We start from the raw sequence: 24,963 nt of genomic DNA on the forward strand, positions 1-24,963 counted from the left end.
CGGTTTCGGTTGTCGTGTGGGGATCAGCGGGCGTCGCGTCGCATCCGTTCGATGCGGGCCCAGTCGAAGGTGATGCCGAGGCCGGGCGTCGCCGGCAGGTGCAGCTTGAAATCCTGGTAGCGCAGCGGCTCGACGAGGATTTCCTCGGTGAGCAGCAGCGGGCCGAACAGCTCGGTGCCCCATTTCAGCGAGTCGAACGTGCTGAACAACTGCGCGGACGCCATCGTGCCGGCCGCGCCCTCGAGCATCGTGCCGCCATACAGTTCGATGCCGGCGGCCGCCGCGATCGACGCGACGCTCGCCGCGCCCTGCAGGCCACCCGATTGCGCGATCTTCACCGCGAACACGTCGGCCGCGCGATCCTGCGCGAGCGCGAACGCATCGACGGGGCCATGCAGCGCCTCGTCGGCCATGATCGGAACCTGCGCGAGCTGCGTGAGGCGTTTCAGCCCCGCGCGGTTGGTCGCGGCGATCGGCTGCTCGACCAGGCTCACGCCGGCTTCCGCGAACCGTGCGCCGGCCCGGATCGCGTCGGTTTCGCTCCACGCCTGGTTCACGTCGACCCGCACGTCGCCGCGCTCGCCGAGCGCGCGTTTGATCGCGACCACGTGCGCGACGTCGTCATCGACCGCGTTCGAGCCGATCTTCAGCTTGAATGCACGATGGCGGCGCGCTTCGAGCATTGCTTCGGCTTCCGCGATGTCGCGCTGCGTGTCGCCGCTCGCGAGCGTCCATGCGACGTCCACCGCATCGGTCCTGCGGCCGCCGAACAGTTCGGACAGCGGCACGCCGAGACGCCGCGCCTGCGCGTCGAACAGCGCGGTTTCGATCGCGCACTTCGCGAAGCGGTTGCCCTGGAACAGCTTGCGCGCCCGTGCCATCGCGGCGCCCGGGCGCGTCGCGTCCATGCCCTGCAGCAGCGGCGCGAAGTAGGTGTCGATGTTGACCTTGATGCTTTCGGGGCTCTCCTCGCCGTACGCGAGGCCGCCGATGGTCGTCGCCTCGCCGACGCCTTCGATACCGTCCGTGCATCGAACTCGGACCAATACGAGGGTCTGGCAATTCATCGTGGCGACCGACAATTTGTGGGGCCTGATCGTCGGCACGTCGACGAGCAGCGTCTCGATGCGTTCGATGGTGGCGGCAGTTGCTATCATGCGATTCCTCTTGTTGGTGCACATGGTAGGAATTCCCGCCCCGCGTCGTCCAACACTCTTTCCGACTACTTCCATACCTTTGAGGCATGAAATGGAATTGCGCCAGCTCCGCTACTTCATCGCCGTCGCCGAGGAAATGAACATCACGCGGGCTGCCGAGCGGCTGCACATGACGCAGCCGCCGCTGAGCCGCCAGCTTCAGGCGATCGAGGACGAGATCGGATTACCGTTGTTCGAACGCGGCGCGCGGCCGCTGAAGCTGACGGACGCCGGGCGCGTGTTCTATACGCAGGCGAAGCGCCTCGTCGATCAGGCCGACGAGCTCGGCCCGCTGACGCGGCGGCTCGCGCAACTGTCGGAGCGGATCGTGATCGGCTTCGTGCCGTCGACGCTGTACGGCGCGCTGCCGGACGTGATCCGCGCGTTTCGCGAGGCGCAACCGGACGTCGAACTGTCGCTGATCGAAATGTTCACGCTGGAGCAGCTCGGCGCGCTGAAGGGCGGGCGGATCGACGTGGGGTTCGGCCGACTGCGTTTCGACGACGACCAACTCGTGCGCGAGGCGCTGATCGAGGAAAAGCTGATCGCGGCGCTGCCGGCCGGGCATCCGCTTGCCGACCCCGACCGGCCGCTCGCGCTCGCTGATATCGCGAACGAGACGCTGATCGTCTATCCGAGCACGCCGCGCCCGAGCTTCGCCGATCAGCAGTTGTCCGCATTGCGCGACGGCGGGCTGGTGCCGGCGGCCGTCCATGAGGTGCGCGAATTGCAGACGGCGCTCGGGCTCGTCGCCGCGCAGGTCGGCGTGTCGCTGGTGCCGGAGAGCGTGGAAGGTGTGCGCGTGAGAGGTGTCGTCTACCGGCGGCTGCCGGAGCCGGCGGCGACGTCGCCGATCATCATGAGCCGCCGGCTGCACGGCGAAAGCGCGGCGACGGCCGCGTTCTGCGCGATCGCGCGGGAGATGTTCGCGCCGGCGGGGTAACGGTCGTCGCTGGTTTTATAAACCGCAACTAACGGTCTGTTTCGACGTGCGCAGGCAAATGCGGAGAGGGCATCGCGGTGCCGCGCCGTCCCGCGTGAAGCCGTTGCCGGTTGCAAGCTGCCGGGTGCGGCGGCGGATACGTCGTCACCGTTTCCCGTCGAGCGTCTCCGACGGCGATTCTCCGAACTTCTCCCGGTACGCGATCGCGAACCGCCCGAGGTGGGTAAACCCGCAATCGAGCGCGACATCGGCAATCCGCCGGCCGGACGCCGCACCGCGCAGCAGCTCGCGCGCATGGCCGAGCCGCGTCGCGCGCAGGTATTGCATCGGGCTCATCCCGCGGAACTGCAGGAACGCGTCGCGCAGCGTCCGTTCCGGCACGTTGGCGGCGCGGACGATATCGGCGAGCTGCAGCGGCTGCGCGTAATGCGCGTTCACGAAGTCCTGCGCGCGCCGCACGAAGCCCGGCGCCGGATCGCGGTGCGACGCGTGCAGCACGGACGGCGGGTGGCCTTCGATCAGCAGGTCGATCAGCAGGTGCTCGAGCTGCGACGCGACGCGCGGGCTCGCGTTCGCGCGTTCGAGCAGTTCGGGCGAACGCGCGACGAGCATCAGTTGCTGGCGCCACGCGGCGAGCGCGGCGTCGCTGATGTGCAGCACGGGGTCGAGCGTTGCGCGCGGGTTGCCGGTCAGCGAGCCGACGGTCGCCGCGTCGATGCGCAGCACGAACTGCTCGCAATCGGCGGACAGCACCGCGTCGAAGCGTTCGCCGGGCGCGCACAGTACGCCGGTCTGGCCGTCGACGCCGAGCTGCCGCCCCATCGCGCGCACCTCGGCCTGGCCGGACAGGCAGAACATCAGCAGGTAATAGCCGTCGACCGCGTCCACCTGCACGCGCATCGCGTCGCCGAACGCGATCGTGCCGATCCCGAGCCCGCCGAGCTTGACGAAATCCATGTGCGACGCGCCGTGCACGCGGCCGTTCGGCAGCAGCGCGTGCGGCTGCATCACGCGCGAGATCCGCTCGCGCGTCTCGTCGAGATCGCGGGATTCGAACAGCCGGTGCGCGCGCAGCGCGAGCGGCTCGAACGACGTTGGGGACATGGGCATCAGCCTGATTGTGGACGGCGCGCTTCGATCCGACGAATGGGTCTCGATCAAGTGCCGCATCGTGTGTGCCGCCATGCTAGCTCAGAAATCCGCCGAAAGTGGATATTGCATCGCCGCAATCGCACTTTCCGGATAGACGGCGAATATTAGCTTTTCAAAAATGGACTCCATCTTATTAATGAAACGGAACGACCAGGAGTCCGACATGGAGCAGACAGAATCGCCCGTCGTGTTCGCCGCGCGCGACGACGCATCCGACGTGAGCTTTCCGCACGACGACGGCTCGCGCGTGCCGTACAAGGTGTTCAGCTCGCGTGCCGTCTACGACCGCGAGCAGGAACGCATCTTCCGCGGGCCGACGTGGAACTTCGTCGCGCTGGAAGCGGAAATCCCGAACGCCGGCGACTTCAAGAGCACGTTCGTCGGCGACACGCCGGTGGTCGTCACACGCGCCGAGGACGGCACGCTCGCCGCATGGGTGAACCGCTGCGCGCACCGCGGCGCGCAGGTGTGCCGCAAGTCGCGCGGCAACGCGACCTCGCACACGTGCGTGTATCACCAGTGGAGCTTCGACAACACGGGCAACCTGCTCGGCGTGCCGTTCCGGCGCGGCCAGAAGGGGATGACCGGGATGCCGGCGGATTTCGATCCGAAGCAGCACGGGCTGCGCAAGCTGCGCGTCGACAGCTATCGCGGGCTGGTGTTCGCGACCTTCAGCGATGACGTGATGCCGCTGCCCGACTACCTCGGCGAGCAGATGCGCCCGTGGATCGACCGGATCTTCCACAAGCCGATCGAGTATCTCGGCTGCACGCGCCAGTATTCGAAGTCGAACTGGAAGCTGTACATGGAGAACGTGAAGGACCCGTATCACGCGAGCATGCTGCACCTGTTCCATACGACCTTCAACATCTTCCGCGTCGGGATGAAGGCGCGTTCGATTCCGGACGCGAACCACGGGCTGCACAGCATCATCACGGTGACGAAGACGAACGACGACACGTCGGCCGCGTACAAGCAGCAGAACATCCGTTCGTTCGACGAGGGCTTCCACCTCGAAGACGAATCGATCCTCGATCTCGTATCGGAATTCGACGAGGACTGCACGAACCATATCCAGCCGATCTTCCCGCAGCTCGTGATCCAGCAGATCCACAACACGCTGGTCGCGCGACAGATCCTGCCGAAGGGCCCCGACAACTTCGAGCTGATCTTCCATTTCTTCGGCTATGCGGACGACACGCCCGAGCTGCGCGCGCTGCGCATCAAGCAGGCGAACCTCGTCGGGCCGGCCGGCTATATCTCGATGGAGGATACGGAGGCGACCGAGCTCGTGCAGCGCGGCACGGTGCGCGATGGCGATGCGACGTCGGTGATCGAGATGTCGCGCGGCAATCCGGACCAGCAGGACACGGTGATCACCGAAAGCCTGATCCGCAAGTTCTGGGTCGGCTACCAGAAGCTGATGGGCTATTGAAGCGGGAGCGAGAAATGACGGAAGACATGAAGACGTGGTTCGAGATTTACATGCTCCAGAACCGCTACATCGGGCACCTCGACAACGACCGGCTCGAACACTGGCCGGAAATGTTCACCGAGGACTGCACATACGAAATCGTGCCGAAGGAGAACGCGGATCTCGGGCTGCCGGTCGGGATCGTCCACTGCACGAACCAGCGGATGCTGCGCGACCGCGTGGTGTCGCTGCGGCACGCGAACATCTTTGAAGAGCACACGTACCGGCACATGACGTCGGGCCTGACGATCGTCGCCGAACGCGACGGCGAGATCGACACCGAGAGCAACTACGTCGTCGTGCAGACGCGCAGCAACGGCGAGTCGAACGTGTACCAGGCCGGCAAGTACTACGACACGGTCGTGCGCACGCCCGACGGGCTGCGCTACAAGACCAAGCGCGTGATCTACGACACGTCGCGCGTGCAGACGCTGCTCGCAACCCCGATCTGACGAAGCAAGGAACCGACATGACCGAAGCAACGCTCGCCGAGTGGCATCCGCTCGGCGCTTTCGACGAATTCTCCGAAGACGAACCGGCAGCACGTGTCGCCGGCCAGAAGCCGATCGCCGTGTTCCGGATCGGCGACGAACTGTTCGCGATGCACGACCTCTGCACGCACGGCCATGCGCGGCTGTCCGAAGGTTATGTGGAGGACGGTTGCGTCGAATGCCCGCTGCACCAGGGGCTGATCGACATCCGCACCGGTGCGCCGAAATGCGCGCCGATCACGGAGCCGGTGCGGACCTATCCGCTCCGGATCGTCGACGGGCAGGTGGAAGTCAATGTCGGCTGATCCGTTCGTGATCGTCGGCGCGGGCCACGCGGCCCGGCGCACGGCCGAAGCGCTGCGCGAACGCGATGCCGCCGCGCGCATCGTGATGATCGGCGCGGAGCGCGAGCTGCCGTACGACCGGCCCGCGCTGTCGAAGGATGCGCTGATGAGCGACGGCGGCGAGCAGCGCGCGTTCGTGCGCGATGCTGCGTGGTACGACACGCAGCGTATCGAGCTGCGGCTCGGCACGCGCGTCGATGCGATCGAGCGCGACGCGCAGCGCGTGCGGCTCGATGACGGCACGACGCTGCCGTACGCGCGGCTCGTGCTCGCGACGGGTTCGCGGGTGCGCACGTTCGGCGGCGCGATCGACGCAGGCGTCGCGCCGCATTACGTCCGCACCGTTGACGATGCGCGTGCGTTGCGCGCGAAGCTTGCGCCGGGCTGCCGCGTCGCGGTGCTCGGCGGCGGGTTCATCGGCCTTGAGGTCGCGGCCGCGGCGCGCCAGCTCGGGTGCGACGTGACGGTGATCGATCCGGCTCCCCGATTGCTGCAGCGTGCGTTGCCGGAAGTCGTCGGTGCGTATGCGCGTCAGTTGCACGACGCGCGCGGCGTGGTGTTTCAGATGGCGACGCTGCCGCGTGCGATTCGTCGTGCGCCGTCCGGCGGTGCGATCGTCGAGACCGATCGCGGCGACGTGCAGGCCGATATCGTCGTGGTCGGCATCGGCGTGGTGCCCAATGTCGAGCTCGCACAGGCGGCCGGGCTCGACGTCGACAACGGGATACGCGTCGACGCGGGCTGCCGCACCGCCGATCCCGCGATTTTCGCGACGGGCGAGGTGACGATGCACTTCAATCCGCTGCTCGGGCGTCACGTGCGGATCGAATCGTGGCAGGTCGCCGAAAACCAGCCGGCCGTCGCGGCCGCGAACCTGCTCGGTGCCGACGAGACCTATGCCGAGCTGCCGTGGTTATGGTCCGATCAGTACGACTGCAATCTGCAGATGCTCGGGCTGTTCGGCAGCGAACGCACGACCGTCATGCGCGGCGATCCGGCGAGCGGGCCGTTCACGGTGTTCGGGCTGGGCGACGATGGCAGGATCGTCGCGGTGGCCGCGGCGAACCTGGGGCGCGACATCGGCGCATCGCGCCGGCTGATCGCGGCGGGGGCGGTGCCCGATCCGGTGAAACTCGCCGATCCGGCGGTGAACCTGAAGACGTTCCTGTAACGGCTGGGCGCGCGGGCCGGCTCGGCCCGCGCGTTTGTCGGTTGACGCGAAATCGGGGATATTAGCGGCATCGCCGATCCGCCCGTCCTCCATGCCGCCAGACAAAGCCCTCGAACTGAAACGAAGCAAGCGCCGCGCGCTGTGGCTGCTGCTGGCCGCGGTTGCGGTGTTCGTCACGACGATCCTGCTGCCGCGCGGCCCGTGGGTGGACGGCGTCAAGGCCGTGGCCGAGGCTGCGATGGTCGGCGCGCTCGCCGACTGGTTTGCGGTCGTCGCGCTGTTCCGCCGCGTGCCGATCCCGTTCGTGTCGCGCCACACCGAGATCATCCCGAAGAACAAGGACAAGATCGCCGACAACCTCGCGGTGTTCGTGCGCGAGAAGTTCCTCGGCCCCGATGCGCTTGCCGCGCAGATCCGCCAGCACGATCCCGCGCAGAAACTCGGCGCGTGGCTCGGCGAGCCCGCGAACACCGACGCGCTCGGCGGTTATGTGACGAAACTGATGAGCTTCGCACTCGACATGACCGACGACGCGCGGATCCAGTCGTTCGTCCACGACGCGTTTCGCGCGGTGATCGACCGGGTCGACCTGTCGCAATCGGCCGGCGTGATCCTCGATACGCTGACGAAGGACGGCCGCCACCAGGCGCTGCTCGACGATGCGATCGAACAGGTCGTCGACGTGCTCGACAAGGAGGAGAACCGCGAGGTGATCGCGGGCTTCATCGTCGAATGGCTGAAGACGCAGTACCCGAAGGTCGAGAAGATCATGCCGACGCAGTGGTTCGGCGAAAACGGCGCGCGGATGCTCGCGAGCGCGGTGAGCCGCGTGCTCGAAGGCGTGGCGGCGGACCCCGAGCACGAGTTGCGGCAGCGCTTCGACCGGACGGTCGCGCGGCTGACCGAGCGGCTGAAGCACGATCCCGCGTTCATCGAAAAGGGCGAGGAGATCAAGCGCTATATCCGCGACGGCGATGCGTTCAACGAGTATGCGCGCGACTTGTGGGACCAGTTGCGCGCATGGCTGAAGGCCGATCTCGCACACCCCGATTCGACGCTGCACCGGCAGGCCGCGACGCTCGGCGGCTGGCTCGGCGCACGGCTCGCCGAGAGCCCGGCACTGCGCGCGTCGCTGAACGAGCATATCGAGAAGGCCGTGCACGAGATGGCGCCGGATTTCGCCGATTTCCTGATGCGTCACATTCGCGACACGGTGCGCAACTGGGATGCGCGCGAGATGTCTCGGCAGATCGAGCTGAACATCGGCAAGGATCTGCAGTACATTCGCATCAACGGCACGCTGGTCGGCGGGTTGATCGGGCTCGGGTTGTATCTGGTGTCGCTGGTGCCGCGCTGGGCGGCCGGGTGGCTGCACTGACGCGGCGACGGGCATCGCGGACAGGGCGCGATGGCGCGCGCCCGCGCGTCACGCGTGCGCTTTCGAGCCGTGCAGTTGCAGGCCGAGTGCCTTGATGACCTTCAGGATCGTGCCGAAGCTCGGATTGCCGTCGTGCGACAGCGCCTTGTACAGCCCTTCGCGCGACAGGCCCGCATCGCGCGCGACCTGCGACATGCCGCGTGCGCGTGCGATCACGCCGAGCGCGTGCGCGATGAAGGCCGGATCGTCGCCGGCCTCTTGCAGGCAGGCTTCGAAGTAGTCGGCCATGTCGTCTTCGGTTTGCAGATGGTCGGCCGAATCCCACGGGCGGGTGCTGATCTTGTTCATCGATCACTCCATGTCGAGATGCGCGAGCATCGCGTGCGCGGCGCGTATGTCGGCCTGTTGCGTCGATTTATCGCCGCCGCAGAGCAGGATGACCCAGATCGTTCCGCGCCGGACGTAGTAGACGCGATAGCCGGGGCCATGGTCGATACGCATTTCGACGACCGGCGAGCCGGCGGATTTCCAGTCGCCCGGATTGCCCATCGACAGGCGGTCGATGCGTGCCTGGATGCGGCGCTTCGCGACGCGATCCTGCAGGCCGGCAAACCATGCGTCGAAGACGTCGGTGGTCCGGATGCTGAACGTAGGCGCACTGTAGGGCATTGATTGCAGTATGTCAACCATGGTTCACAGGTGTATCGGGCTATTCCGTAGTCGCTACATTAGGGCCCCCTGCTCCGTTTGCGCGCCGAATGGCCATTCGGCCGAAGTCGAAATCTTCCGAATCCGTCTACAATCAAAAACGTCTTTTCCGCCCGTGCGCGCCCGCCGCGCGCGGGCGGGTCCGTTCGTCCTCCGGTATCCGGAGGCGCCGCCGCGCATCGCTCGTTGCGCGGCGGGCAGTGCCGTGGCTTGTGTCCAGTAGGTAAAGCGTCCGCGTGCCGTAGGCCGGCGCGCGTCATGTACGCCGCGTGTCCGTAGGCCGGGCAGGCGGCATCAACCGAGAGTCCCCATGAAAGCATCGGATCTGTTCGTGAAGGCGCTGGAAGCCGAAGGCGTCGAGTACGTATTCGGCATTCCCGGCGAGGAAAACCTCGATCTGCTCGAATCGCTGCGGCGGTCGAAAATCAAGCTCGTGTTGACCCGGCACGAACAGGCGGCCGGGTTCATGGCCGCCACCTACGGCCGCCTGACGGGCCGCACCGGCGTGTGTCTCGCGACGCTCGGGCCCGGCGCCACGAACTTCGTGACGGCCGCCGCGTATGCGCAGCTCGGCGGGATGCCGATGCTGATGATCACCGGGCAGAAGCCGATCAAATCCAGCAAGCAGGGCCACTTCCAGATCGTCGACGTGGTCGACATGATGCAGCCGCTCACGAAGCTCACGCGGCAGATCGTGTCGATCGGCCACATCCCGTCGGCCGTGCGCGAGGCGTTCCGGCGCGCGGAGGAAGAGCGGCCCGGCGCGACCCACCTCGAATTGCCGGAGGACATCGCGCACGAAGAAGGGGACGGCAAGCCGATTCCCGCGAGCTACAGCCGGCGGCCCGTGGCCGAGGAGAAAGCGGTCGCGCACGCGGTCGACGCGATCCAGTCCGCGCGCCATCCGCTGCTGATGATCGGCGCGGGCGGCAACCGCAAGACCAGCTGCAAGATGCTGCTCGAATTCGTCGACAAGACGGGCATCCCGTTCTTCACGACGCAGATGGGCAAGGGCGTGATCGACGAGACGCATCCGCTGTGGCTCGGCAACGCGACGCTGTCCGACGGCGACTTCGTGCACCGCGCGATCGAGCATGCGGACTGCATCATCAACGTCGGCCACGACGTGATCGAGAAGCCGCCGTTCTTCATGCACGCGGACGACAAGACGGTCATCCACGTGAACTTCCTCGGCGCGCAGGTCGATCCGGTCTATTTTCCGCAGATCGAGGTGGTGGGCGACATCGCGAACGCGGTATGGCAGATGAAGGAGGCGCTCACGCCGCAGCCGCACTGGGATTTCGTGCGCTTCGCGATGATCAAGGAGCATTTCGACGCGCACCTGCAGAAGGGCCAGCACGACCCGCGCTTCCCGATGTACCCGGTGCGCATCGTCAACGACCTGTACAGCGCGCTGCCGGCCGACGGGATCGTCTGTCTCGACAACGGGATGTACAAGATCTGGTTCGCGCGCTACTGGCGTGCGCACGAACCGAACTCGCTGTTGCTCGACAACGCGCTCGCATCGATGGGCGCGGGCCTGCCGTCGGCGATTGCGACGAAGATCGTGCATCCGCAGCGCAAGGTGATCGCCGTGTGCGGCGACGGCGGCTTCATGATGAATTCGCAGGAGCTCGAAACGGCCGTGCGGCTGAAGCTCGACATCGTCGTGATGATCCTGCGCGACGACGCATTCGGGATGATCCGCTGGAAGCAGGAGAACATGAATTTCCCCGATTTCGCGATGACACTGCAGAACCCCGATTTCGTATCGTATGCGCAAAGCTACGGCGCGCACGGGCATCGCGTCGAATCGGCCGACGATCTCGAACCGCTGCTGCGCGAGTGCTTTTCGTCGCCGGGCGTGCACGTGATCGACGTGCCGATCGACTACTCGGACAACGAGCGCGTGCTGAACCGCGAGATCAAGCGGCTGTCGGCGCAACTCTGAATTCCCCGTTCACAGGAAGGAGTCGTTCCATGTTGAAGGAAACCTATCCGTACTACCTCGCCAACGAGGCTGTCTACGCGAACACCGATCTGGAAGTGACGGACAAGTTCAGCGGCGAGGTCGCGACGCGCGTCGCGCTGGCCGACGCGAAGGCGATCGATGCGGCGATCGGCGCGGCGGTCGACGCCGCGAAGCCGATGCGCGAGCTGCCGGCCTTCAAGCGGCAGGCCGTGCTTGACCATTGCGTCGCGCGCTTTCGCGAGCGCTTCGACGAGCTGGCCGAAGCGCTGTGCATCGAGGCCGGCAAGCCGATCAACGATTCGAAGGGCGAGGTGACGCGGCTGATCGACACGTTCCGCGTCGCGTCCGAGGAATCGGTGCGTATCGACGGCGAGATCATCAACCTCGAGATCTCCGCGCGTGCGCAGGGCTATACGGGCTACACGAAGCGCGTGCCGGTCGGCCCGTGCTCGTTCATCTCGCCGTTCAACTTCCCGCTGAACCTCGCCGCGCACAAGGTCGCGCCCGCGCTCGCGGCCGGCTGTCCGTTCGTGCTGAAGCCCGCGAGCCGCACGCCGATCGGCGCGCTGATCATCGGCGAGGTGCTCGCGGAAACCGACCTGCCGAAGGGCGCGTTCTCGGTGCTGCCCGCGCATCGCGACGGCGCCGATCTGTTCACGACCGACGAGCGCTTCAAGCTGCTGTCGTTCACGGGCTCGCCGGCCGTCGGCTGGGCGCTGAAGGAGAAAGCCGGCAAGAAGAAAGTCGTGCTGGAACTCGGCGGCAACGCGGCCGCGATCGTCGATGCGGACCAGCGCGACCGGCTCGACTACGTGGTCGAGCGTCTCGCGTTCGGCGCGTACTACCAGTCGGGCCAGAGCTGCATCGGCGTGCAGCGGATCCTCGTGCATGCCGATCTTTACGATGCGCTGCGCGAGAAGCTGATCGCGAAGACGCGTTCGCTGAAGATGGGCGATCCGAAGGATCCGTCGACGTTCGTCGGCCCGATGATTTCCGAATCCGAATCGCGCCGGCTGTCGGGCTGGATGGACGCGGCCGTCGCGGCGGGCGCGAAGATCGTCGCGGGCGGCAAGGTCGACGGCGCGATGTTCGAGGCGACGCTGCTGGAAAACGTCGGGCACGAGCAGGACCTGTACCGCAAGGAGGCGTTCGGCCCCGTCGCGATCCTCGAGAAATTCGACCGGTTCGACGACGCGCTCGCGCGCGTGAACGACAGCGATTTCGGGCTGCAGGCCGGCGTGTTCACCGATTCGCTCACGCATGCGCAGCGCGCGTGGGACGAGCTGGAGGTCGGCGGTGTCGTGATCAACGACGTGCCGTCGTTCCGCGTCGACAACATGCCGTACGGCGGCGTGAAGGATTCGGGCCTTGGCCGCGAAGGGATCCGCTACGCGATCGAAGACATGACCGAGCCGCGGCTGATGGTCGTGCGGCGCCGGTAACGCGGGGCGGGCAGCGCGGTGCCGCGACGGCACGCGGGCGGGCGATCGTGCCGGCCCGCGTGCCGTTTTTCATCGCGGCACGCGTACCGGGCCGCGTCGGGCCCGTGCCGCGTGGCGGGCCTCCCGAACACGCTCGACTGCGGGCATCGCATCGTGATGTAATCGCGCCAAACTGCCGACCGGGGTACGACGCCGGAAAGCGCGAATTCATTCTTCACGAGGTCGATTCATGTCTCCCGTCTCGGCATTCAAGCTGGTTCTGTTGTCATTCCTGGCGATCGTCGCGCTCGAATGCATCGCCAAGCGGCTGCGGCTGCCGCCCGCGGCCGCGCTGCTGATCGGCGGCATCGGCATCGCGTTCATCCCCGGCCTGCCGCCGATCAACCTCGATCCCGAACTGGTGCTGCTGGTGTTCCTGCCGCCGCTGCTGATGGACGGCGCGTACTTCTCCGTGTGGGAGGAGTTCAAGCGCAACGTCGGCGGCATCCTGCTGCTCGCGATCGGCGCGGTCGTGTTCACGACGTTCGCGGTCGGCTTTGCCGTGCACTGGGTCGCGCCGGCGCTGCCGTGGGCTGCCTGCTTCGCGCTCGGCGCGATCGTGTCGCCGCCCGACGCGGTCGCCGCGAAGGCCGTGCTCGAACGTGTCGCGCTGCCGCGCCGGCTGATGGTGCTGCTCGAAGGCGAGAGCCTGCTGAACGACGCGGCCGGCCTCGTGCTGTTCCGCTTTGCGGTCGCTGCCGCGCTGACCGGCGCGTTCAGCCTCGAGCACGCGGTCGTGCGCTTCGCGGAGCTCGGGCTCGGCGGCGTGGTGGTCGGCTTCGTGGTCGGCAGGCTCGTCGTGTGGTTCCTGAAGCTGCTCGACGACGACTATCTCGCGATCACCGTCGCGGTGATCGCCGGCTGGATCGCGTACATCGCGGGCGAAATGGTCGAGGTATCGGGCGTGATCGCGACCGTCACGGCCGGCATGATCATCGGCTGGCATCAGCACGAGGTGTTCTCGGCGGCGGTGCGCACGCGCGGCACCGCGTTCTGGCAGGTCATCGTGTTCCTGCTCGAGGCGATGGTGTTCGTGCTGATCGGGCTGTCGCTGCGCGGCGCGATGCACCGGCTCGGCGGCTTCGAGCAGGTGCTCGCCACGATGGTGCCGCCCGTGCTCGCGGTACTGGCGGTGGTGATCGTGTCGCGCTTCGTGTGGATCTACGCGGTCGAGGCGCTGAAGTGGCCGGTGCGCGGCATCGCGCGGCGCGGCGACGCGCCCGACTGGAAGGCCGCGACGATCATGAGCTGGGCCGGGATGCGCGGTGTCGTCACGCTGGCGATCGCGCTGTCGCTGCCCGAGGCGATGCCCGGCCGCGACGTGATCCTGGTCGCGTCGTTCGCGGTGATCCTCGTCACCGTGCTGCTGCAGGGTACGACGATCGGGCCGCTGATCCGGCTGCTGCGCCTGCCGCAACGCGAAGAGCGCGCCGCGCATCACCTGACCGAGCCGCAGACGTGGGCGTACGTCGAGGCCGCGCAACTCGCGGCGATCCAGCCGCTCGTACGCGACGAGAACGGCGCGGTGATCCATCCGCGCCTGCTCGAGCAATACACGTATCGCGCGGAACTGACCGAGCGGACGAAGAACGAACCCGCGTATCCGGCGGAAGTGCGCACCGCGCACTACGACGTGGTGCTGGCCGCGATCAAGGCCGGGCGCGCGGAACTGTTGCGCCTGCATCGTTCGGGCCGCATCCACGACGAGATGCTGCACATGCTCGAACGCGATCTCGACCTGCAGGAAGTGTCCGCGCAGCACGCGCGCGGGTAGGCGGGCCGCACCGCCATCACGCGGGCCGGCTCCCTGCCGGCCCGATGCGCGTACGGGATGATCCCCGCCCGGCGCGCCGCTTTTTTTCTCCCTTCCTCAAGCCAATTCGATGCATTTGCATCAGGCCCCAATACGTGCCGCGATCGAGCCTTGCAGCGCATGCAAACCTCGCTTCTCCGGGCTCGCAAACGTTATCGTCTTTCGAATCCGGAAATGATCAGATTTATCTGATTGCGGCTCTTTCCGCATATTTGGCAAAACTAAACCGGAAGGAGATAGATGCTGTGTTCTAATTTCATTTAGAATCAGCCGGTTATGTTTATTGAGAGAAAGAATGCGGAGGTAATGCGGTCGTCGACGGGGAAAAATCGATGCCCGAAGCCCCGCAAGGCAGTGCCGACAGGCCAAATCGGCAGAATCAGGCGGGTTTATCAACCGCCAATATAAGATAGTGTCCAAGTCGGATAAACAACTCCTATGAATGAATCGATTGGAGATTCGGCGTTTGAAACTGTATTTATGAAAGAATCGAGCAGTGATAATGCCCCGGATTGTCTTGAATCGGGGCTTTCGGTCCTTCTGGTCGACGATCAACCGTTCGTCGGCGAGGTGATCCGCCGCGCGCTGCGCAGCGAACACGACATCGACCTGCACGTGTGCACTGACGCGCACCGGGCGCTGTCGGTCGCGCGAGACGTGAAGCCGACCGTCATCCTGCAGGATCTCGTGATGCCGGAGATCGACGGCCTCGATCTCGTTCGCGCGTGGCGCGCGGACGCCGGCACCGCACGGGTGCCGATCATCGTGCTGTCCGCGAAGGAGGAGCCGATCGTCAAGCGCGAGGCGTTCATCGCCGGCGCGAACGACTATCTGGTGAAGCTCCCCGACGCGATGGAACTGACCGCGCGCATCCGCTATCACTCGAATTCGTATCTGATGTCGCGGCAGCGCGACGAGGCGCTCGATTTCCTGTCGCACGACATGCGTTCGCCGCAGACGTCGATCCTCGCGCTGCTCGACGTCTACCGGACCGAACACGGCGACATGCCGGCGATCATGGAGCGCATCGCCGGCCATGCGCGGCGCGCGCTCGCGCTCGCCGACGGTTTCATCCACCTGACCCGCGCACAGTCCGAGCGCCGCGCGCACGAGGTCGTGAGTCTCAACGAGATCGTGCTCGATGCCGTCGACCAGCTTTGGGAGAAGGCGGCCGGGTGCGGCAGCCGGGTCGTCGCGCACGTGCCCGATACCGAGTGCGTGACGATGGGCGACCGCATGATGCTCACGCGCGCCGTCGCGAACCTGATCGACAACGGGCTGAAGTACGGCCCGGCCGGCACGGACGTGCACTGCACGCTGAGCGGCGAGGACGGCGCCTGGCTGATCGGCGTCGAGGATACCGGCGCCGGCATCGCACCGGGGCAGCGCACGGCCGCGACCGAGTCGTTCGTGCAGCTCGAATCCGCGCATGGCGCGGCGCGCAGCGGCTTCGGCCTCGGGCTCGCGTTCGTCCGTGCGACGGCGGCGCGGCATCGCGGCCAGATTTTGATGCGCAATACGGCGCGCGGCTTCATGGTCGCGCTTCGACTGCCGGCGCAAGCGGAGCGGTGATTTCGCGGCGCGGCCCGCCGGTGCCGCGTCGTCCGCCTCCGACCACGAGGCGCTCGTGGCGCGCCGTCCGGCGCGCAGGCGGGCGTGGATTTTTTCAACGCTGATTTTAGAAAGCCCATAACGAACATGGCCACCGTGACGCCCCGCGCGACCAATGAAAGCCTGCATCCGACGATCGGCGCTGCCCGGCTGACGCTCGGCAATCGCATCCTGCTCAGCTTCGGCGTGCTGTTCGTGCTGATGCTGGTGACAGCCGGCGTGTCGTACGAGCGCCTGCGCGCGATCAACAGCGAAGCCGTCAGCATCGAGCGCGACTCGCTGCCCGGCGTCTACCTCGCGTCGTCGCTGCGCGGCGCGGTGAACGAATCGTTCATGCTGCTGCAGCAGGCAACGTTCGTCGACACCGATCCCGAAGCCGTGCAGCGCGATCTCGCGAAAATTTCCGACGCGCAGAAGGAAGTCGAGTCGCTGTCGGTCGAATACCAGAACACGACGTTCCGCGACGACGACCGTCAGCGCTTCGCGACGTTTCGCGGCTCCTACGACCGCTACCTGCCGCTGCTGAACGAAGCCGTGCAGAAACACCGCATGTCGCGCGACGAGGCCGTTGCCGCGTACGCGAAGTTGCAGCCCGTGTGGGGCGAGGTCGTGCGCAATGCGAATACGCTGGTACAGGAGAACCGCAAGTTCGCCGACCAGTCCGCGAAGCTGATCCGCGAATCCGTGCAGGATACCGAGGTCGTGCTCGCGACCGCGCTGGCGATCATGCTGCTGTCCGCGCTCGGGCTCGGCTACGTGCTGTACCGTTCGGTCACCGTGCCGATGGCGCGGCTCGTCGAGGTGCACGACGTGATGCGCACCGGCAACCTGACGCGCCGCCTCGACCTGCGCCGCCGCGACGAATTCGGCACGCTCGAGACGGGCTTCAACCGGATGGCCGACGAGCTGACCGAGCTCGTCTCGCGCGCGCAGCAGTCGTCGCTGCAGGTGACGACGTCGGTTGCCGAGATCGCGGCGACGTCGCGCGAGCAGCAGGCGACCGCGAACGAAACCGCGGCGACGACGACCGAGATCGGCGCGACCTCGCGCGAAATCTTCGCGACGTCGCGCGACCTGCTGCGCACGATGAACGAGGTGGCCGGCGTGGCCGAGCAGTCGGCGACGCTCGCGGGCGTGAGCCAGAGCGGGCTCACGCGGATGGGCGAGACGATGCGCAGCGTGATGGACGCGGCCGGTTCGGTGAACGCGAAGCTCGCGATCCTCAACGAGAAGGCGCTGAACATCAACCAGGTGGTCGCGACGATCACCAAGGTGGCCGACCAGACCAACCTGCTGTCGCTGAACGCGGCGATCGAGGCCGAGAAGGCCGGCGAATACGGCCGCGGCTTCGCGGTCGTCGCGACCGAGATCCGCCGCCTCGCCGACCAGACGGCCGTCGCGACCTACGACATCGAGCAGACGGTGAAGGAAATCCAGTCGGCCGTGTCGGCGGGCGTGATGGGGATGGACAAGTTCTCCGAGGAAGTGCGTCGCGGGATGCTCGACGTGCAGCAGGTCGGCGGGCAGCTGTCGCAGATCATTGCCGAGGTGCAGACGCTCGCGCCGCGCTTCCAGATGGTCAACGAAGGGATGCAGACGCAGGCGAACGGCGCCGAGCAGATCACGCAGGCGCTGTCGCAGCTGTCGGAAGCCGCGCAGCAGACCGCCGAGTCGCTGCGCCAGTCGTCGCAGGCGATCGACGACCTGACGCTCGTCGCGAACCAGTTGCGCACCAGCGTGTCGCGCTTCAAGGTCGACGCGTGACGCGCGCCGACCTGCAGAGCGGCGCACACGCGCTGTTCCTGATGTTCGAGCTCGATGGCGAGCGCTATGCGCTCGACGCGGCCGGCATCGAAGAGGTGCTGCCGCTCGCGATCACGAATGCCGTGCCCGGCGCACCGGAATGGATCGCCGGGCTGCTGATGCGCGGCGGCCAGCCGGTGCCGGTGATCGACGTGCCGATGCTCGCGCTCGGGCGGCGTGCGCATGCGCTGCGCTCGACGCGGCTCGTGATGGTGCGCTATCGCGCGGGCCACGCGGACGGCGAGCGCGTGATCGGCCTGATCGTCGAGCGCGCGACGCAGACGATGCGGATCGATCGCGCGGCGTTCCGCGCGAGCGGCATCTCGACCGCGCGTACGCGCTGGCTCGGGCTCGTCGCGAACACACCCGACGGCGTCGTGCAGCAGGTGTCGGTAGCCGACCTGATCGACGACGTTGCGCGCCTGTATCTGTTCGACGGCCTGCCGGGCCACGGGAAGGAGTCCGCATGAAAGAGTCCGAATCGCGATTTCGCGGCTGGCTGCTGCGCGAGACCGGCATCGACCCCGATTCGCTCGGCAACGATTTTCTGATCCGTGCGCTGACGGAGCGCGTGCACGCGTTGCAGGCGGACGGCGAGCGCCTGCCGTCGGCGGCGCGGCCGCCCGTGACGCAGGACGCGCTCGATGCGTACTGGCAGCAGCTCAACGCGTCGGCCGACGAGCGGCGTGCGCTGATCGAGCTGTTCGTCGTGCCCGAGACGTGGTTCTTCCGCGACCGCGAGGCCTTCGCGACGCTTGCGCGGCTCGCGGCCGAACGGCGCGCCGCGACGCCCGGGCGCGTGATCCGCGTGCTGAGCGCGCCGTGCTCGACGGGCGAGGAGCCGTATTCGGCGGCGATGGCGCTGCTCGACGCGGGGCTCGGACCGGCCAGCTTCACGATCGACGCGATCGACCTCAGCGCGCGCGCGATCGAGCAGGCGCGGCTCGGCTGTTACGGGCGCAACGCGTTTCGCGGCACCGCGACGGAATTTCGCGCGCGCTACTTCACGCCGGCCGCCGACGGCTGGTTGCTCGACGAGCGCGTGCGCGCGTGTGTGCAGTTCCGTCACGCGAACCTCGTGGAACCGATCGCCGATACGGGCTTTCGCTACGATTTCGTGTTCTGCCGCAACGTGCTGATCTACTTCGACCGCGACGCGCAGGATCGCGTGATCCGTTCGCTCGACGCGTGTCTCGCCGACGACGGCATGCTGTTCGTCGGGCCGGCCGAAACGGGCGTCGCGATGCGGCACGGGATGCGCTCGGCGCGCGTGCCGCTGGCGTTCGCATTTCATCGCGAGTCTGCCGGTGCGGCGCCGCTGTCCGCGGTGGCGGCGGTCCGGCGCACGGAGCGCTTTACCGTTGCGCCGCTCGTGGCGACGCGCCCGGTGCTGGCCGTCGCGCCGCCGGCCTGGCTCGGCGGCAGGCTGCAGCCGTTCGCGGCGCCGGCGCCCGCCGTGCGCACGGTCGCGCTCGATGCACGGGCCGACCGGCGGGTGGCGACGGTCGAAGCGGCCGCGCCGGTCGCCGACGGCGTCGCGCCGACGCTCGAGGAGGCGCAGGCGCTCGCGAACGCCGGCGCGTTCGACGAGGCCGAACGCGTGCTCGCGCAGTTCTCGGCGCGCGTCGGGCCGCATGCCGACGCGTTCTACCTGAACGGGCTGATCGCGGATGCGCGCGGGCGCGCGGCGGAAGCCGGCGACTTCTACCGGAAGGCGCTGTACCTGCGGCCCACGCACCACGAGGCGCTGACCCATCTCGCGACGCTGCTCGACGTCGGCGGCGATCGCGCGGGCGCGCAATGGCTGCTCGAGCGCGCACGGCGCTCGGCCGGCTGACACGAATACGCGATCGGGACCGACACCGCGATGACCAGAGGAATCCATGAACCGCGACGCCGCTGCCACTGACGACACGACGATCGACGTCGACGATTGCTGGAACCGGATCGGCACGCACGGCGACCGCTCGTGCGAGCGGCTGGCCGACTGCCAGCGCTGCCTGAACTGCCCGGTCTACGCGTATCACGCGGCGAAGCTGCTCGAGCGTCCGCTCGGCGACGCCGAGATGGCCGACGCGACACGCCGGATGAGCGCGTTCCGCGCGACGAGCGTGCGAGACGACGACGGCGATACGCGCCACGCGGCGCTGGCGTTTCGCGTGGCCGACGAATGGCTCGCGCTGCCGATCGGCGTGCTGCGCGAGATCGCCGGCACGCGCCCGATCCATTCGCTGCCGCATCGCCGCAATTCGGCCGTGCGCGGCGTGGTCAACATCCGCGGCACGCTGCGCATCGCGATCTCGATCGGCGCGCTGCTCGGCCTCGACGCAGGCAAGGGCGGCAACGGCGGTGGCGACGGCCGTTTCACGCGGCTGCTGGTGGCCGCGCACCAGGGCGAACCGGTCGTGTTTCCGGTGGACGAAGTCGAAGGCGTGCTGCGCTTCGGCGCATCCGACTGGGTGCCCGTGCCGGCAACGGTCGGGCGCGCGAGCGCCGGCCTGTCGCGCGGCGTGCTGTCGTGGCGCGGCAAGTCGGTGGGCCTGCTCGACGACGATCGCCTGTTCGACGCCGTGACACGGAGCATGCGATGAGCGGCGACGACGACCTGAGCCACCTGTCGCTCCTCGAGCTGTATCGCGAGGAGACGCGTACGCAGACCCAGGCGCTGTCCGAGCGGCTGCTCGCGCTCGAATCGGGCGAACCCGATTCCGTCGCGCTCGAGGCGTGCATGCGTGCCGCGCATTCGCTGAAGGGCGCCGCGCGCATCGTCGGCGTGCCGCTCGGCGTCGACATCGCGGGGCGGATGGAAGAATGCTTCGTCGCCGCGCAGGCCGGCACGATCGCGCTGACGGCCACGCACGTCGACGTGCTGCTCGCCGGCGTCGACCTGCTGGTGCGCGTCGGCGATCCGCAGGGGCCGCCCGTGTCGCCGACCGAGATCGACGTGTTCGCGGCGGCGCTGACGGGCGTCGATGCCGCGCAGACGATACAGGCGGCCGTCGTGCCGCCGTCGGCCGTGCCGTATCGCGAGCACGACGGCGCCGCGAACGAGTCCGTCGGGGCCGGCGCCACGGTGCCGCCGCTCGCGGTGTCGGGCACGGTGCCCGATCCGGTCCAGGCCGGCCGCGTGGCCGGCGCCGGCGCGATGCGCCGCGTGCGCGCCGATACGCTGAACCGGCTGCTGAGCCTGTCCGGCGAATCGCTGGTCGAATCGCGCTGGCTCAAGCCGTTCGCCGAATCGATGCTGCGCGTGAAGCGTGCGCAGCGCGACGCCGCCCGTTCGCTCGATCTGATGTACGAACAGTTCGCCGACGATCTCGACTCGGGCATGCTCGCGTCGATGAACGAAGTGCGGCACATGCTCAATGACCTGCAGCGTTCGCTCGCCGAGCGCATGGACGAATTCGACCGCTTCGAGCGGCGCAGCACGCATATCGCCGAGCAGCTCTACGACGAGGCGCTGCAATGCCGGATGCGGCCGTTCGGCGATGCGACGCGCGCGTATCCGCGCATCGTCCGCGATCTCGCGCGCTCGCTCGGCAAGCAGGTGCGCTTCTCGATCGTCGGCGAGGGCACGCAGGTCGACCGCGACATCCTCGACCTGCTCGACGCGCCGCTCGGCCACCTGCTGCGCAACGCGATCGACCATGGCGTCGAGTCGCCCGACGCGCGGCTCGCGCGCGGCAAGCCGGCCGAGGCGAGCGTGACGCTGGAGGCGCGCCACAGCGCCGGCTCGCTGCTCGTCAGCGTGATCGACGACGGGCCGGGCGTCGACATGGACGCGCTGCGCGCGGCCGTCGTGCGCCAGCGCCTGACCGACGACGAGACGGCCGCGCGGCTGTCCGATCCCGAACTGCTCGAATTCCTGCTGCTGCCGGGCTTCTCGATGCGCGATGCGGTGACCGACGTATCGGGTCGCGGCGTCGGCCTCGACGCGGTGCAGGAGATGGTGCGCGGCGTGCGCGGCGCGGTGCGGATCTTCAACGAGCCGGGCGCGGGCATGCGCTTCGTGCTGCAGTTGCCGCTCACGCTGTCGGTGATCCGCAGCCTGCTCGTCGAAGTCGGCGGCGAACCGTATGCATTCCCGCTTGCGCACGTGCGCCGCACGCTCGAACTCGCGCACGACGACATCGACGTGCTCGAAGGGCAGCCGCATTTCCCGTTCGACGGCCGGCGCGCGGGCCTCGTCGCCGCGCACCAGTTGCTCGATGCGGGCGAACCCGACGGGGCGCGCGGGAGCACGGCGGTCGTGGTCGTCGGTGGCGAGCCCGAGCTGTACGGCGTCGCCGTCGACCGTTTCCTCGGCGAACGGATGCTCGTCGTGCAGCCGCTCGACAGCCGCCTGCACAAGATCCAGAACATCGCGGCCGGCGCGCTGCTCGAGAACGGCGACCCCGTGCTGATCGTCGACGTCGAGGACCTGATCCGCTCGGTCGACAAGCTCGTGCGCGGCGGGCAGCTCGCGCGGCTCAAGCGCGGCCCGCAGTTCGCGCTCGTCGACCGGCGCCGCCGCGTGCTCGTCGTCGACGATTCGCTGACGGTGCGCGAGCTCGAACGCAAGCTGCTGGAAAAGCGCGGCTACGACGTGACCGTTGCGGTCGACGGGATGGACGGCTGGAACGCGGTGCGCAGCGATGCATTCGATCTCGTCGTCACGGATGTCGACATGCCGCGCATGGACGGCATCGAGCTCGTCACGCTGATCAAGGGCGATCCGATGCTCAAGCGCGTGCCGGTGATGATCGTGTCGTACAAGGATCGCGACGAGGATCGCCGCCGCGGGCTCGATGCCGGCGCCGACTACTACCTCGCGAAGAGCAGCTTCCACGACGAGGCGCTGCTCGATGCCGTGCACGACCTGATCGGGGGCGCGCGCGGATGAACATCGGCATCGTCAACGACCTTCCGCTGGCCGTGGAGGCGCTGCGCCGCGTGCTCGCGCTGCGGCCGGACCACCGCGTGCTGTGGGTGGCGACCGACGGCGACGAGGCCGTGGATTTCTGCATCGCCCATCCGCCCGATCTCGTGCTGATGGATCTCGTGATGCCGAAGGTCGACGGCGTGGCGGCGACGCGGCAGATCATGGCGCGCGCGCCGTGCGCGATCCTGATCGTGACGGTCAGCGTCAGCGCGAACACGTCGTCGGTCTACGAGGCGATGGGCGCGGGCGCGCTCGACGCGGTCGACACGCCGACGCTTGCGCTGGGGCTGTCGACCGACGCATCGCCGCAGGCGCTGCTCGGGAAGATCGACCAGATCGGCCGGCTGCTCGAAAGCCGCACCGCGGCGCTCGTGCCGCCGGGGCCGACGCCCGCGCGCGGCCAGCCGACGCTCGTCGCGATCGGCGCGTCGGCGGGCGGGCCGACCGCGCTCACCGCGCTGCTGCGCGCGCTGCCGGCCGATTTCCCGGCTGCGATCGTGATCGTCCAGCACGTCGACCAGGCGTTCGCGCTCGGGATGGCGGAATGGCTCGACGGCTATACGCGGCTGCCCGTGCGCGTCGCGCGGCAGGGCAGCGTGCCGCAGGCGGGCGAGGTGCTGCTCGCGGCGACCGACGATCACCTGACCCTGTCGCCGCGCGGGGTGCTCGGCTATACGCGGCATCCGGTGGAGACGCCGTACCGGCCGTCGATCGACGTGTTCTTCAACAGCGTTGCCGACGGCTGGCAGGGAGAGGCGCTCGGCGTGCTGCTGACGGGCATGGGGCGCGATGGCGCGCTCGGCCTGAAGGCGATGCGCGCGAAAGGCTGCTACACGATCGCGCAGGACGAGGCGACCAGCGCCGTCTACGGAATGCCGAAGGCGGCCGCGGCGATCGGCGCGGCATCGGCGATCCTGCCGCTCGAGCGGATCGCGCCGCAACTGATCTCGCGCATCGCGCGCGCGCCGCGCGACTGACGGCGCGCCGGGGGGCGCGACACCGTTTTGGCCCGGTGCGCTGGCGCTGCATTGCGTGCGATGCGCGGCGTCGCGTACAATTGCGGCCTGCGGAGATGGCATGCCTCCCTGCGGTCGTTGCGGCGCGTTGCGCGCGGCGCGGCCCTCAACCGCCGGTTTGCCCGGCTGATGATGCCTGCGTGTTCCTGGGTTGTCAGGAGGTCGCAGGCCGTCCATGCGGTATTCTGCCGCCCAGGTTTTGATGTTCTGTCGAATCTGGAAATCATGTTTTTCACGACTTCTGCCGATCTTTTCGCGACCGTGCGCTACGTGTGCCGCTGGCTTGCGCTTTCGGCCCTGCTCGGCGCGCTGGCCGGCACGGCTTCCGCGCTGTTCCTGATCGCGCTCGATTGGGCGACCGGCACGCGCGTCGCGCATCCGTGGCTGCTGTGGGGGCTGCCGGCCGCCGGTTTCGCGACCGGGTGGATCTATCATCGTTTCGGCCAGTCCGTCGCGCGCGGCAACAACCTGCTGATCGACGAGATTCACGACCCGAAGGCGCTCGTGCCGAAGCGGATGGCGCCGCTGGTGCTCGTCGCGACCGTCGTTACTCACCTGTTCGGCGGCTCGGCCGGCCGCGAGGGCACGGCCGTGCAGATGGGCGGCGCGCTCGCCGATCGCGTCACGCACATGTTCCGCCTCGACCGCGAGCATCGCCGCGTGCTGCTGATGGGCGGCATCGCGGCCGGTTTCGCGTCGGTGTTCGGCACGCCGCTCGCGGGCGCCGTGTTCGGGCTCGAGGTGCTCGCGATCGGGCGCGTGCGGTACGACGCGCTGCTGACCTGCGTCGCGTCGGCGATCGTCGCGGACGTCGTGTGCCGTGCGTGGGGCGTGCATCACACGGCCTATGCGATTCCGTTCGTGCCGGCCGTGTCGGCGACGGGGCTGGCCGTGACGGTCGTCGCGGGCATCGCGTTCGGCGTCGTCGGGCGGCTGTTCGCGTTTGCGACGCATGCGCTGACCGCGTGGTTCCGGCGCGTTGTCCGCTATGCGCCGCTGCAGCCGGTGCTCGGCGGCTTGCTGGTCGCGGCGGCGGCCACCGTGCTGAACGTGCCGCAGTATCTCGGCCTCGGCATTCCGACGATCGAGGCCGCGTTTCACGGGCCGCTGCCGCTCTACGATTTCGCGGGCAAGTTCGCGTTTACCGTCGCCACGCTGGCGTCGGGGTTCAAGGGCGGCGAGGTGACGCCGCTGTTCTACATCGGCGCGACGCTCGGCAACGCGCTCGGCCAGGTGCTGGCGCTGCCGGTGCCCGTGCTCGCGGGGCTCGGCTTCGTCGCGGTGTTCGCGGGTGCGGCCAACACGCCGATCGCGTCGACGATCATGGCGATCGAACTGTTCGGCGCGGATATCGGCGTGTATGCGATCGTCGCGTGCGTCGTCGCGTATCTGTTTTCGGGGCACGCGGGGATTTATCGCGCGCAGCGCGTGGCGGTGGGGAAGGGGGCGCAGGCCGAGGCGGAGTGAGGCGGAACCGTGGATCGAGGTG

The 24,963-nt window shown here is 68.1% G+C and carries 22 protein-coding genes and 1 riboswitch; of the genes, 18 read left to right on the forward strand and 4 right to left on the reverse strand.

Annotated features, from left to right (window positions below; translation table 11 throughout):
- Window positions 1-23: 23 nt before the first annotated feature.
- Window positions 24-1,157 (reverse strand): muconate/chloromuconate family cycloisomerase, encoded by a 1,134-nt coding sequence (locus FPJ27_RS07480; RefSeq protein ID WP_072439277.1) that lies wholly within the window; start codon window positions 1,155-1,157, stop codon window positions 24-26.
- 91 nt (window positions 1,158-1,248) lie between these two features.
- On the opposite strand from FPJ27_RS07480, the gene FPJ27_RS07485 reads away from it, so the two are divergent.
- Window positions 1,249-2,139, forward strand: coding sequence for a LysR family transcriptional regulator (locus tag FPJ27_RS07485; protein WP_175958600.1), 891 nt, complete (start codon window positions 1,249-1,251; stop codon window positions 2,137-2,139).
- Between the two features lie 144 nt (window positions 2,140-2,283).
- Here the strand turns inward: FPJ27_RS07485 and andR are convergent, their stop codons facing one another.
- Window positions 2,284-3,243: an anthranilate 1,2-dioxygenase regulatory protein AndR gene (andR, locus tag FPJ27_RS07490; RefSeq protein ID WP_204422507.1), complete on the reverse strand. Its 960-nt coding sequence runs from the start codon at window positions 3,241-3,243 to the stop codon at window positions 2,284-2,286.
- Here andR and FPJ27_RS07495 point away from each other — a divergent pair.
- The 6 genes from FPJ27_RS07495 (at window position 3,242) to FPJ27_RS07520 (ending at window position 8,149) form a co-directional block, all read left to right on the forward strand.
- Window positions 3,242-3,385, forward strand: a complete 144-nt coding sequence (locus tag FPJ27_RS07495; RefSeq protein WP_175958602.1) for a hypothetical protein — start codon at window positions 3,242-3,244, stop codon at window positions 3,383-3,385. The two genes, andR and FPJ27_RS07495, sit on opposite strands and share 2 nt — an antisense overlap.
- Window positions 3,386-3,454: 69 nt before the next feature.
- Window positions 3,455-4,726, forward strand: a complete 1,272-nt coding sequence (gene andAc, locus FPJ27_RS07500) for an anthranilate 1,2-dioxygenase large subunit AndAc (protein ID WP_204422508.1) — start codon at window positions 3,455-3,457, stop codon at window positions 4,724-4,726.
- A 14-nt stretch (window positions 4,727-4,740) separates the two neighbouring features.
- Complete coding sequence (andAd, locus tag FPJ27_RS07505) at window positions 4,741-5,217, forward strand: anthranilate 1,2-dioxygenase small subunit AndAd (protein WP_014900133.1); 477 nt, start codon at window positions 4,741-4,743, stop codon at window positions 5,215-5,217.
- A 17-nt stretch (window positions 5,218-5,234) separates the two neighbouring features.
- Window positions 5,235-5,561 (forward strand): anthranilate 1,2-dioxygenase ferredoxin subunit AndAb, encoded by a 327-nt coding sequence (gene andAb / locus FPJ27_RS07510; RefSeq protein ID WP_034185113.1) that lies wholly within the window; start codon window positions 5,235-5,237, stop codon window positions 5,559-5,561.
- Window positions 5,551-6,771, forward strand: a complete 1,221-nt coding sequence (gene andAa / locus FPJ27_RS07515; protein ID WP_204422509.1) for an anthranilate 1,2-dioxygenase system ferredoxin--NAD(+) reductase — start codon at window positions 5,551-5,553, stop codon at window positions 6,769-6,771. The genes andAb and andAa overlap by 11 nt, the downstream gene beginning before the upstream one ends.
- A gap of 91 nt (window positions 6,772-6,862) precedes the next feature.
- Window positions 6,863-8,149: a DUF445 domain-containing protein gene (locus FPJ27_RS07520; protein ID WP_072439283.1), complete on the forward strand. Its 1,287-nt coding sequence runs from the start codon at window positions 6,863-6,865 to the stop codon at window positions 8,147-8,149.
- Window positions 8,150-8,197: 48 nt separating this feature from the next.
- Here FPJ27_RS07520 and FPJ27_RS07525 read toward each other — a convergent pair whose 3' ends face one another.
- Together FPJ27_RS07525 and FPJ27_RS07530 are read right to left on the reverse strand one after the other, a co-directional pair.
- Entirely contained in the window at window positions 8,198-8,497 is a 300-nt protein-coding gene (locus tag FPJ27_RS07525; RefSeq protein ID WP_204422510.1) for an addiction module antidote protein, read from the reverse strand.
- Window positions 8,498-8,500: 3 nt separating this feature from the next.
- On the reverse strand, window positions 8,501-8,818 hold the full coding sequence (locus tag FPJ27_RS07530; RefSeq protein ID WP_096474909.1) for a type II toxin-antitoxin system RelE/ParE family toxin: 318 nt from the start codon (window positions 8,816-8,818) through the stop codon (window positions 8,501-8,503).
- Window positions 8,819-9,167: 349 nt separating this feature from the next.
- Between FPJ27_RS07530 and FPJ27_RS07535 the strand changes: the two genes are divergently transcribed.
- The 11 genes from FPJ27_RS07535 to FPJ27_RS07585 all read left to right on the forward strand — a co-directional run bounded on the left by FPJ27_RS07535 (window position 9,168) and on the right by FPJ27_RS07585 (window position 24,941).
- The gene (locus FPJ27_RS07535) at window positions 9,168-10,808 is read left to right on the forward strand and encodes an acetolactate synthase large subunit (protein WP_204422511.1); all 1,641 of its coding nucleotides are present in this window, start codon (window positions 9,168-9,170) and stop codon (window positions 10,806-10,808) included.
- Window positions 10,809-10,837: 29 nt separating this feature from the next.
- Window positions 10,838-12,271, forward strand: coding sequence for an aldehyde dehydrogenase family protein (locus FPJ27_RS07540; RefSeq protein WP_175958610.1), 1,434 nt, complete (start codon window positions 10,838-10,840; stop codon window positions 12,269-12,271).
- Window positions 12,272-12,500: 229 nt separating this feature from the next.
- Entirely contained in the window at window positions 12,501-14,084 is a 1,584-nt protein-coding gene (locus tag FPJ27_RS07545; RefSeq protein WP_204422512.1) for a Na+/H+ antiporter, read from the forward strand.
- 477 nt (window positions 14,085-14,561) lie between these two features.
- Complete coding sequence (locus FPJ27_RS07550) at window positions 14,562-15,695, forward strand: hybrid sensor histidine kinase/response regulator (protein ID WP_204422513.1); 1,134 nt, start codon at window positions 14,562-14,564, stop codon at window positions 15,693-15,695.
- Window positions 15,696-15,821: 126 nt separating this feature from the next.
- Window positions 15,822-17,498: a methyl-accepting chemotaxis protein gene (locus FPJ27_RS07555; protein ID WP_204422514.1), complete on the forward strand. Its 1,677-nt coding sequence runs from the start codon at window positions 15,822-15,824 to the stop codon at window positions 17,496-17,498.
- Complete coding sequence (locus FPJ27_RS07560) at window positions 17,495-18,007, forward strand: chemotaxis protein CheW (RefSeq protein ID WP_072439293.1); 513 nt, start codon at window positions 17,495-17,497, stop codon at window positions 18,005-18,007. The genes FPJ27_RS07555 and FPJ27_RS07560 overlap by 4 nt, the downstream gene beginning before the upstream one ends.
- Entirely contained in the window at window positions 18,004-19,374 is a 1,371-nt protein-coding gene (locus tag FPJ27_RS07565; protein WP_204422515.1) for a CheR family methyltransferase, read from the forward strand. Before FPJ27_RS07560 ends, FPJ27_RS07565 begins: the two co-directional genes overlap by 4 nt.
- A gap of 46 nt (window positions 19,375-19,420) precedes the next feature.
- Window positions 19,421-20,128, forward strand: a complete 708-nt coding sequence (locus tag FPJ27_RS07570; RefSeq protein WP_034185127.1) for a chemotaxis protein CheW — start codon at window positions 19,421-19,423, stop codon at window positions 20,126-20,128.
- On the forward strand, window positions 20,125-22,419 hold the full coding sequence (locus tag FPJ27_RS07575) for a hybrid sensor histidine kinase/response regulator (RefSeq protein WP_204422516.1): 2,295 nt from the start codon (window positions 20,125-20,127) through the stop codon (window positions 22,417-22,419). Before FPJ27_RS07570 ends, FPJ27_RS07575 begins: the two co-directional genes overlap by 4 nt.
- Window positions 22,416-23,435, forward strand: a complete 1,020-nt coding sequence (locus FPJ27_RS07580; protein ID WP_204422517.1) for a chemotaxis response regulator protein-glutamate methylesterase — start codon at window positions 22,416-22,418, stop codon at window positions 23,433-23,435. Before FPJ27_RS07575 ends, FPJ27_RS07580 begins: the two co-directional genes overlap by 4 nt.
- A gap of 82 nt (window positions 23,436-23,517) precedes the next feature.
- Window positions 23,518-23,620, forward strand: a riboswitch (Fluoride riboswitch).
- A gap of 79 nt (window positions 23,621-23,699) precedes the next feature.
- Window positions 23,700-24,941 carry a voltage-gated chloride channel family protein gene (locus FPJ27_RS07585; RefSeq protein WP_204422518.1) on the forward strand — a complete coding sequence of 414 codons (1,242 nt, stop codon included), beginning with the start codon at window positions 23,700-23,702 and terminating at the stop codon, window positions 24,939-24,941.
- Window positions 24,942-24,963: the final 22 nt, after the last annotated feature.

This window comes from Burkholderia sp. MS455, from assembly GCF_016899445.1.
Classification (GTDB): Bacteria; Pseudomonadota; Gammaproteobacteria; order Burkholderiales; family Burkholderiaceae; genus Burkholderia; species Burkholderia pyrrocinia_C.

Bases quoted from the DNA above. Each gene is read 5' to 3' on its own strand.
- FPJ27_RS07480 (WP_072439277.1), bottom strand. From the start codon at position 1,157: ATGATAGCAACTGCCGCCACCATCGAACGCATCGAGACGCTGCTCGTC.
- FPJ27_RS07485 (WP_175958600.1), top strand. From the start codon at position 1,249: ATGGAATTGCGCCAGCTCCGCTACTTCATCGCCGTCGCCGAGGAAATG.
- FPJ27_RS07495 (WP_175958602.1), top strand. From the start codon at position 3,242: ATGGGCATCAGCCTGATTGTGGACGGCGCGCTTCGATCCGACGAATGG.
- andR (WP_204422507.1), bottom strand. From the start codon at position 3,243: ATGTCCCCAACGTCGTTCGAGCCGCTCGCGCTGCGCGCGCACCGGCTG.
- andAc (WP_204422508.1), top strand. From the start codon at position 3,455: ATGGAGCAGACAGAATCGCCCGTCGTGTTCGCCGCGCGCGACGACGCA.
- andAd (WP_014900133.1), top strand. From the start codon at position 4,741: ATGACGGAAGACATGAAGACGTGGTTCGAGATTTACATGCTCCAGAAC.
- andAb (WP_034185113.1), top strand. From the start codon at position 5,235: ATGACCGAAGCAACGCTCGCCGAGTGGCATCCGCTCGGCGCTTTCGAC.
- andAa (WP_204422509.1), top strand. From the start codon at position 5,551: ATGTCGGCTGATCCGTTCGTGATCGTCGGCGCGGGCCACGCGGCCCGG.
- FPJ27_RS07520 (WP_072439283.1), top strand. From the start codon at position 6,863: ATGCCGCCAGACAAAGCCCTCGAACTGAAACGAAGCAAGCGCCGCGCG.
- FPJ27_RS07525 (WP_204422510.1), bottom strand. From the start codon at position 8,497: ATGAACAAGATCAGCACCCGCCCGTGGGATTCGGCCGACCATCTGCAA.
- FPJ27_RS07530 (WP_096474909.1), bottom strand. From the start codon at position 8,818: ATGCCCTACAGTGCGCCTACGTTCAGCATCCGGACCACCGACGTCTTC.
- FPJ27_RS07535 (WP_204422511.1), top strand. From the start codon at position 9,168: ATGAAAGCATCGGATCTGTTCGTGAAGGCGCTGGAAGCCGAAGGCGTC.
- FPJ27_RS07540 (WP_175958610.1), top strand. From the start codon at position 10,838: ATGTTGAAGGAAACCTATCCGTACTACCTCGCCAACGAGGCTGTCTAC.
- FPJ27_RS07545 (WP_204422512.1), top strand. From the start codon at position 12,501: ATGTCTCCCGTCTCGGCATTCAAGCTGGTTCTGTTGTCATTCCTGGCG.
- FPJ27_RS07550 (WP_204422513.1), top strand. From the start codon at position 14,562: ATGAATGAATCGATTGGAGATTCGGCGTTTGAAACTGTATTTATGAAA.
- FPJ27_RS07555 (WP_204422514.1), top strand. From the start codon at position 15,822: ATGGCCACCGTGACGCCCCGCGCGACCAATGAAAGCCTGCATCCGACG.
- FPJ27_RS07565 (WP_204422515.1), top strand. From the start codon at position 18,004: ATGAAAGAGTCCGAATCGCGATTTCGCGGCTGGCTGCTGCGCGAGACC.
- FPJ27_RS07570 (WP_034185127.1), top strand. From the start codon at position 19,421: ATGAACCGCGACGCCGCTGCCACTGACGACACGACGATCGACGTCGAC.
- FPJ27_RS07575 (WP_204422516.1), top strand. From the start codon at position 20,125: ATGAGCGGCGACGACGACCTGAGCCACCTGTCGCTCCTCGAGCTGTAT.
- FPJ27_RS07580 (WP_204422517.1), top strand. From the start codon at position 22,416: ATGAACATCGGCATCGTCAACGACCTTCCGCTGGCCGTGGAGGCGCTG.
- FPJ27_RS07585 (WP_204422518.1), top strand. From the start codon at position 23,700: ATGTTTTTCACGACTTCTGCCGATCTTTTCGCGACCGTGCGCTACGTG.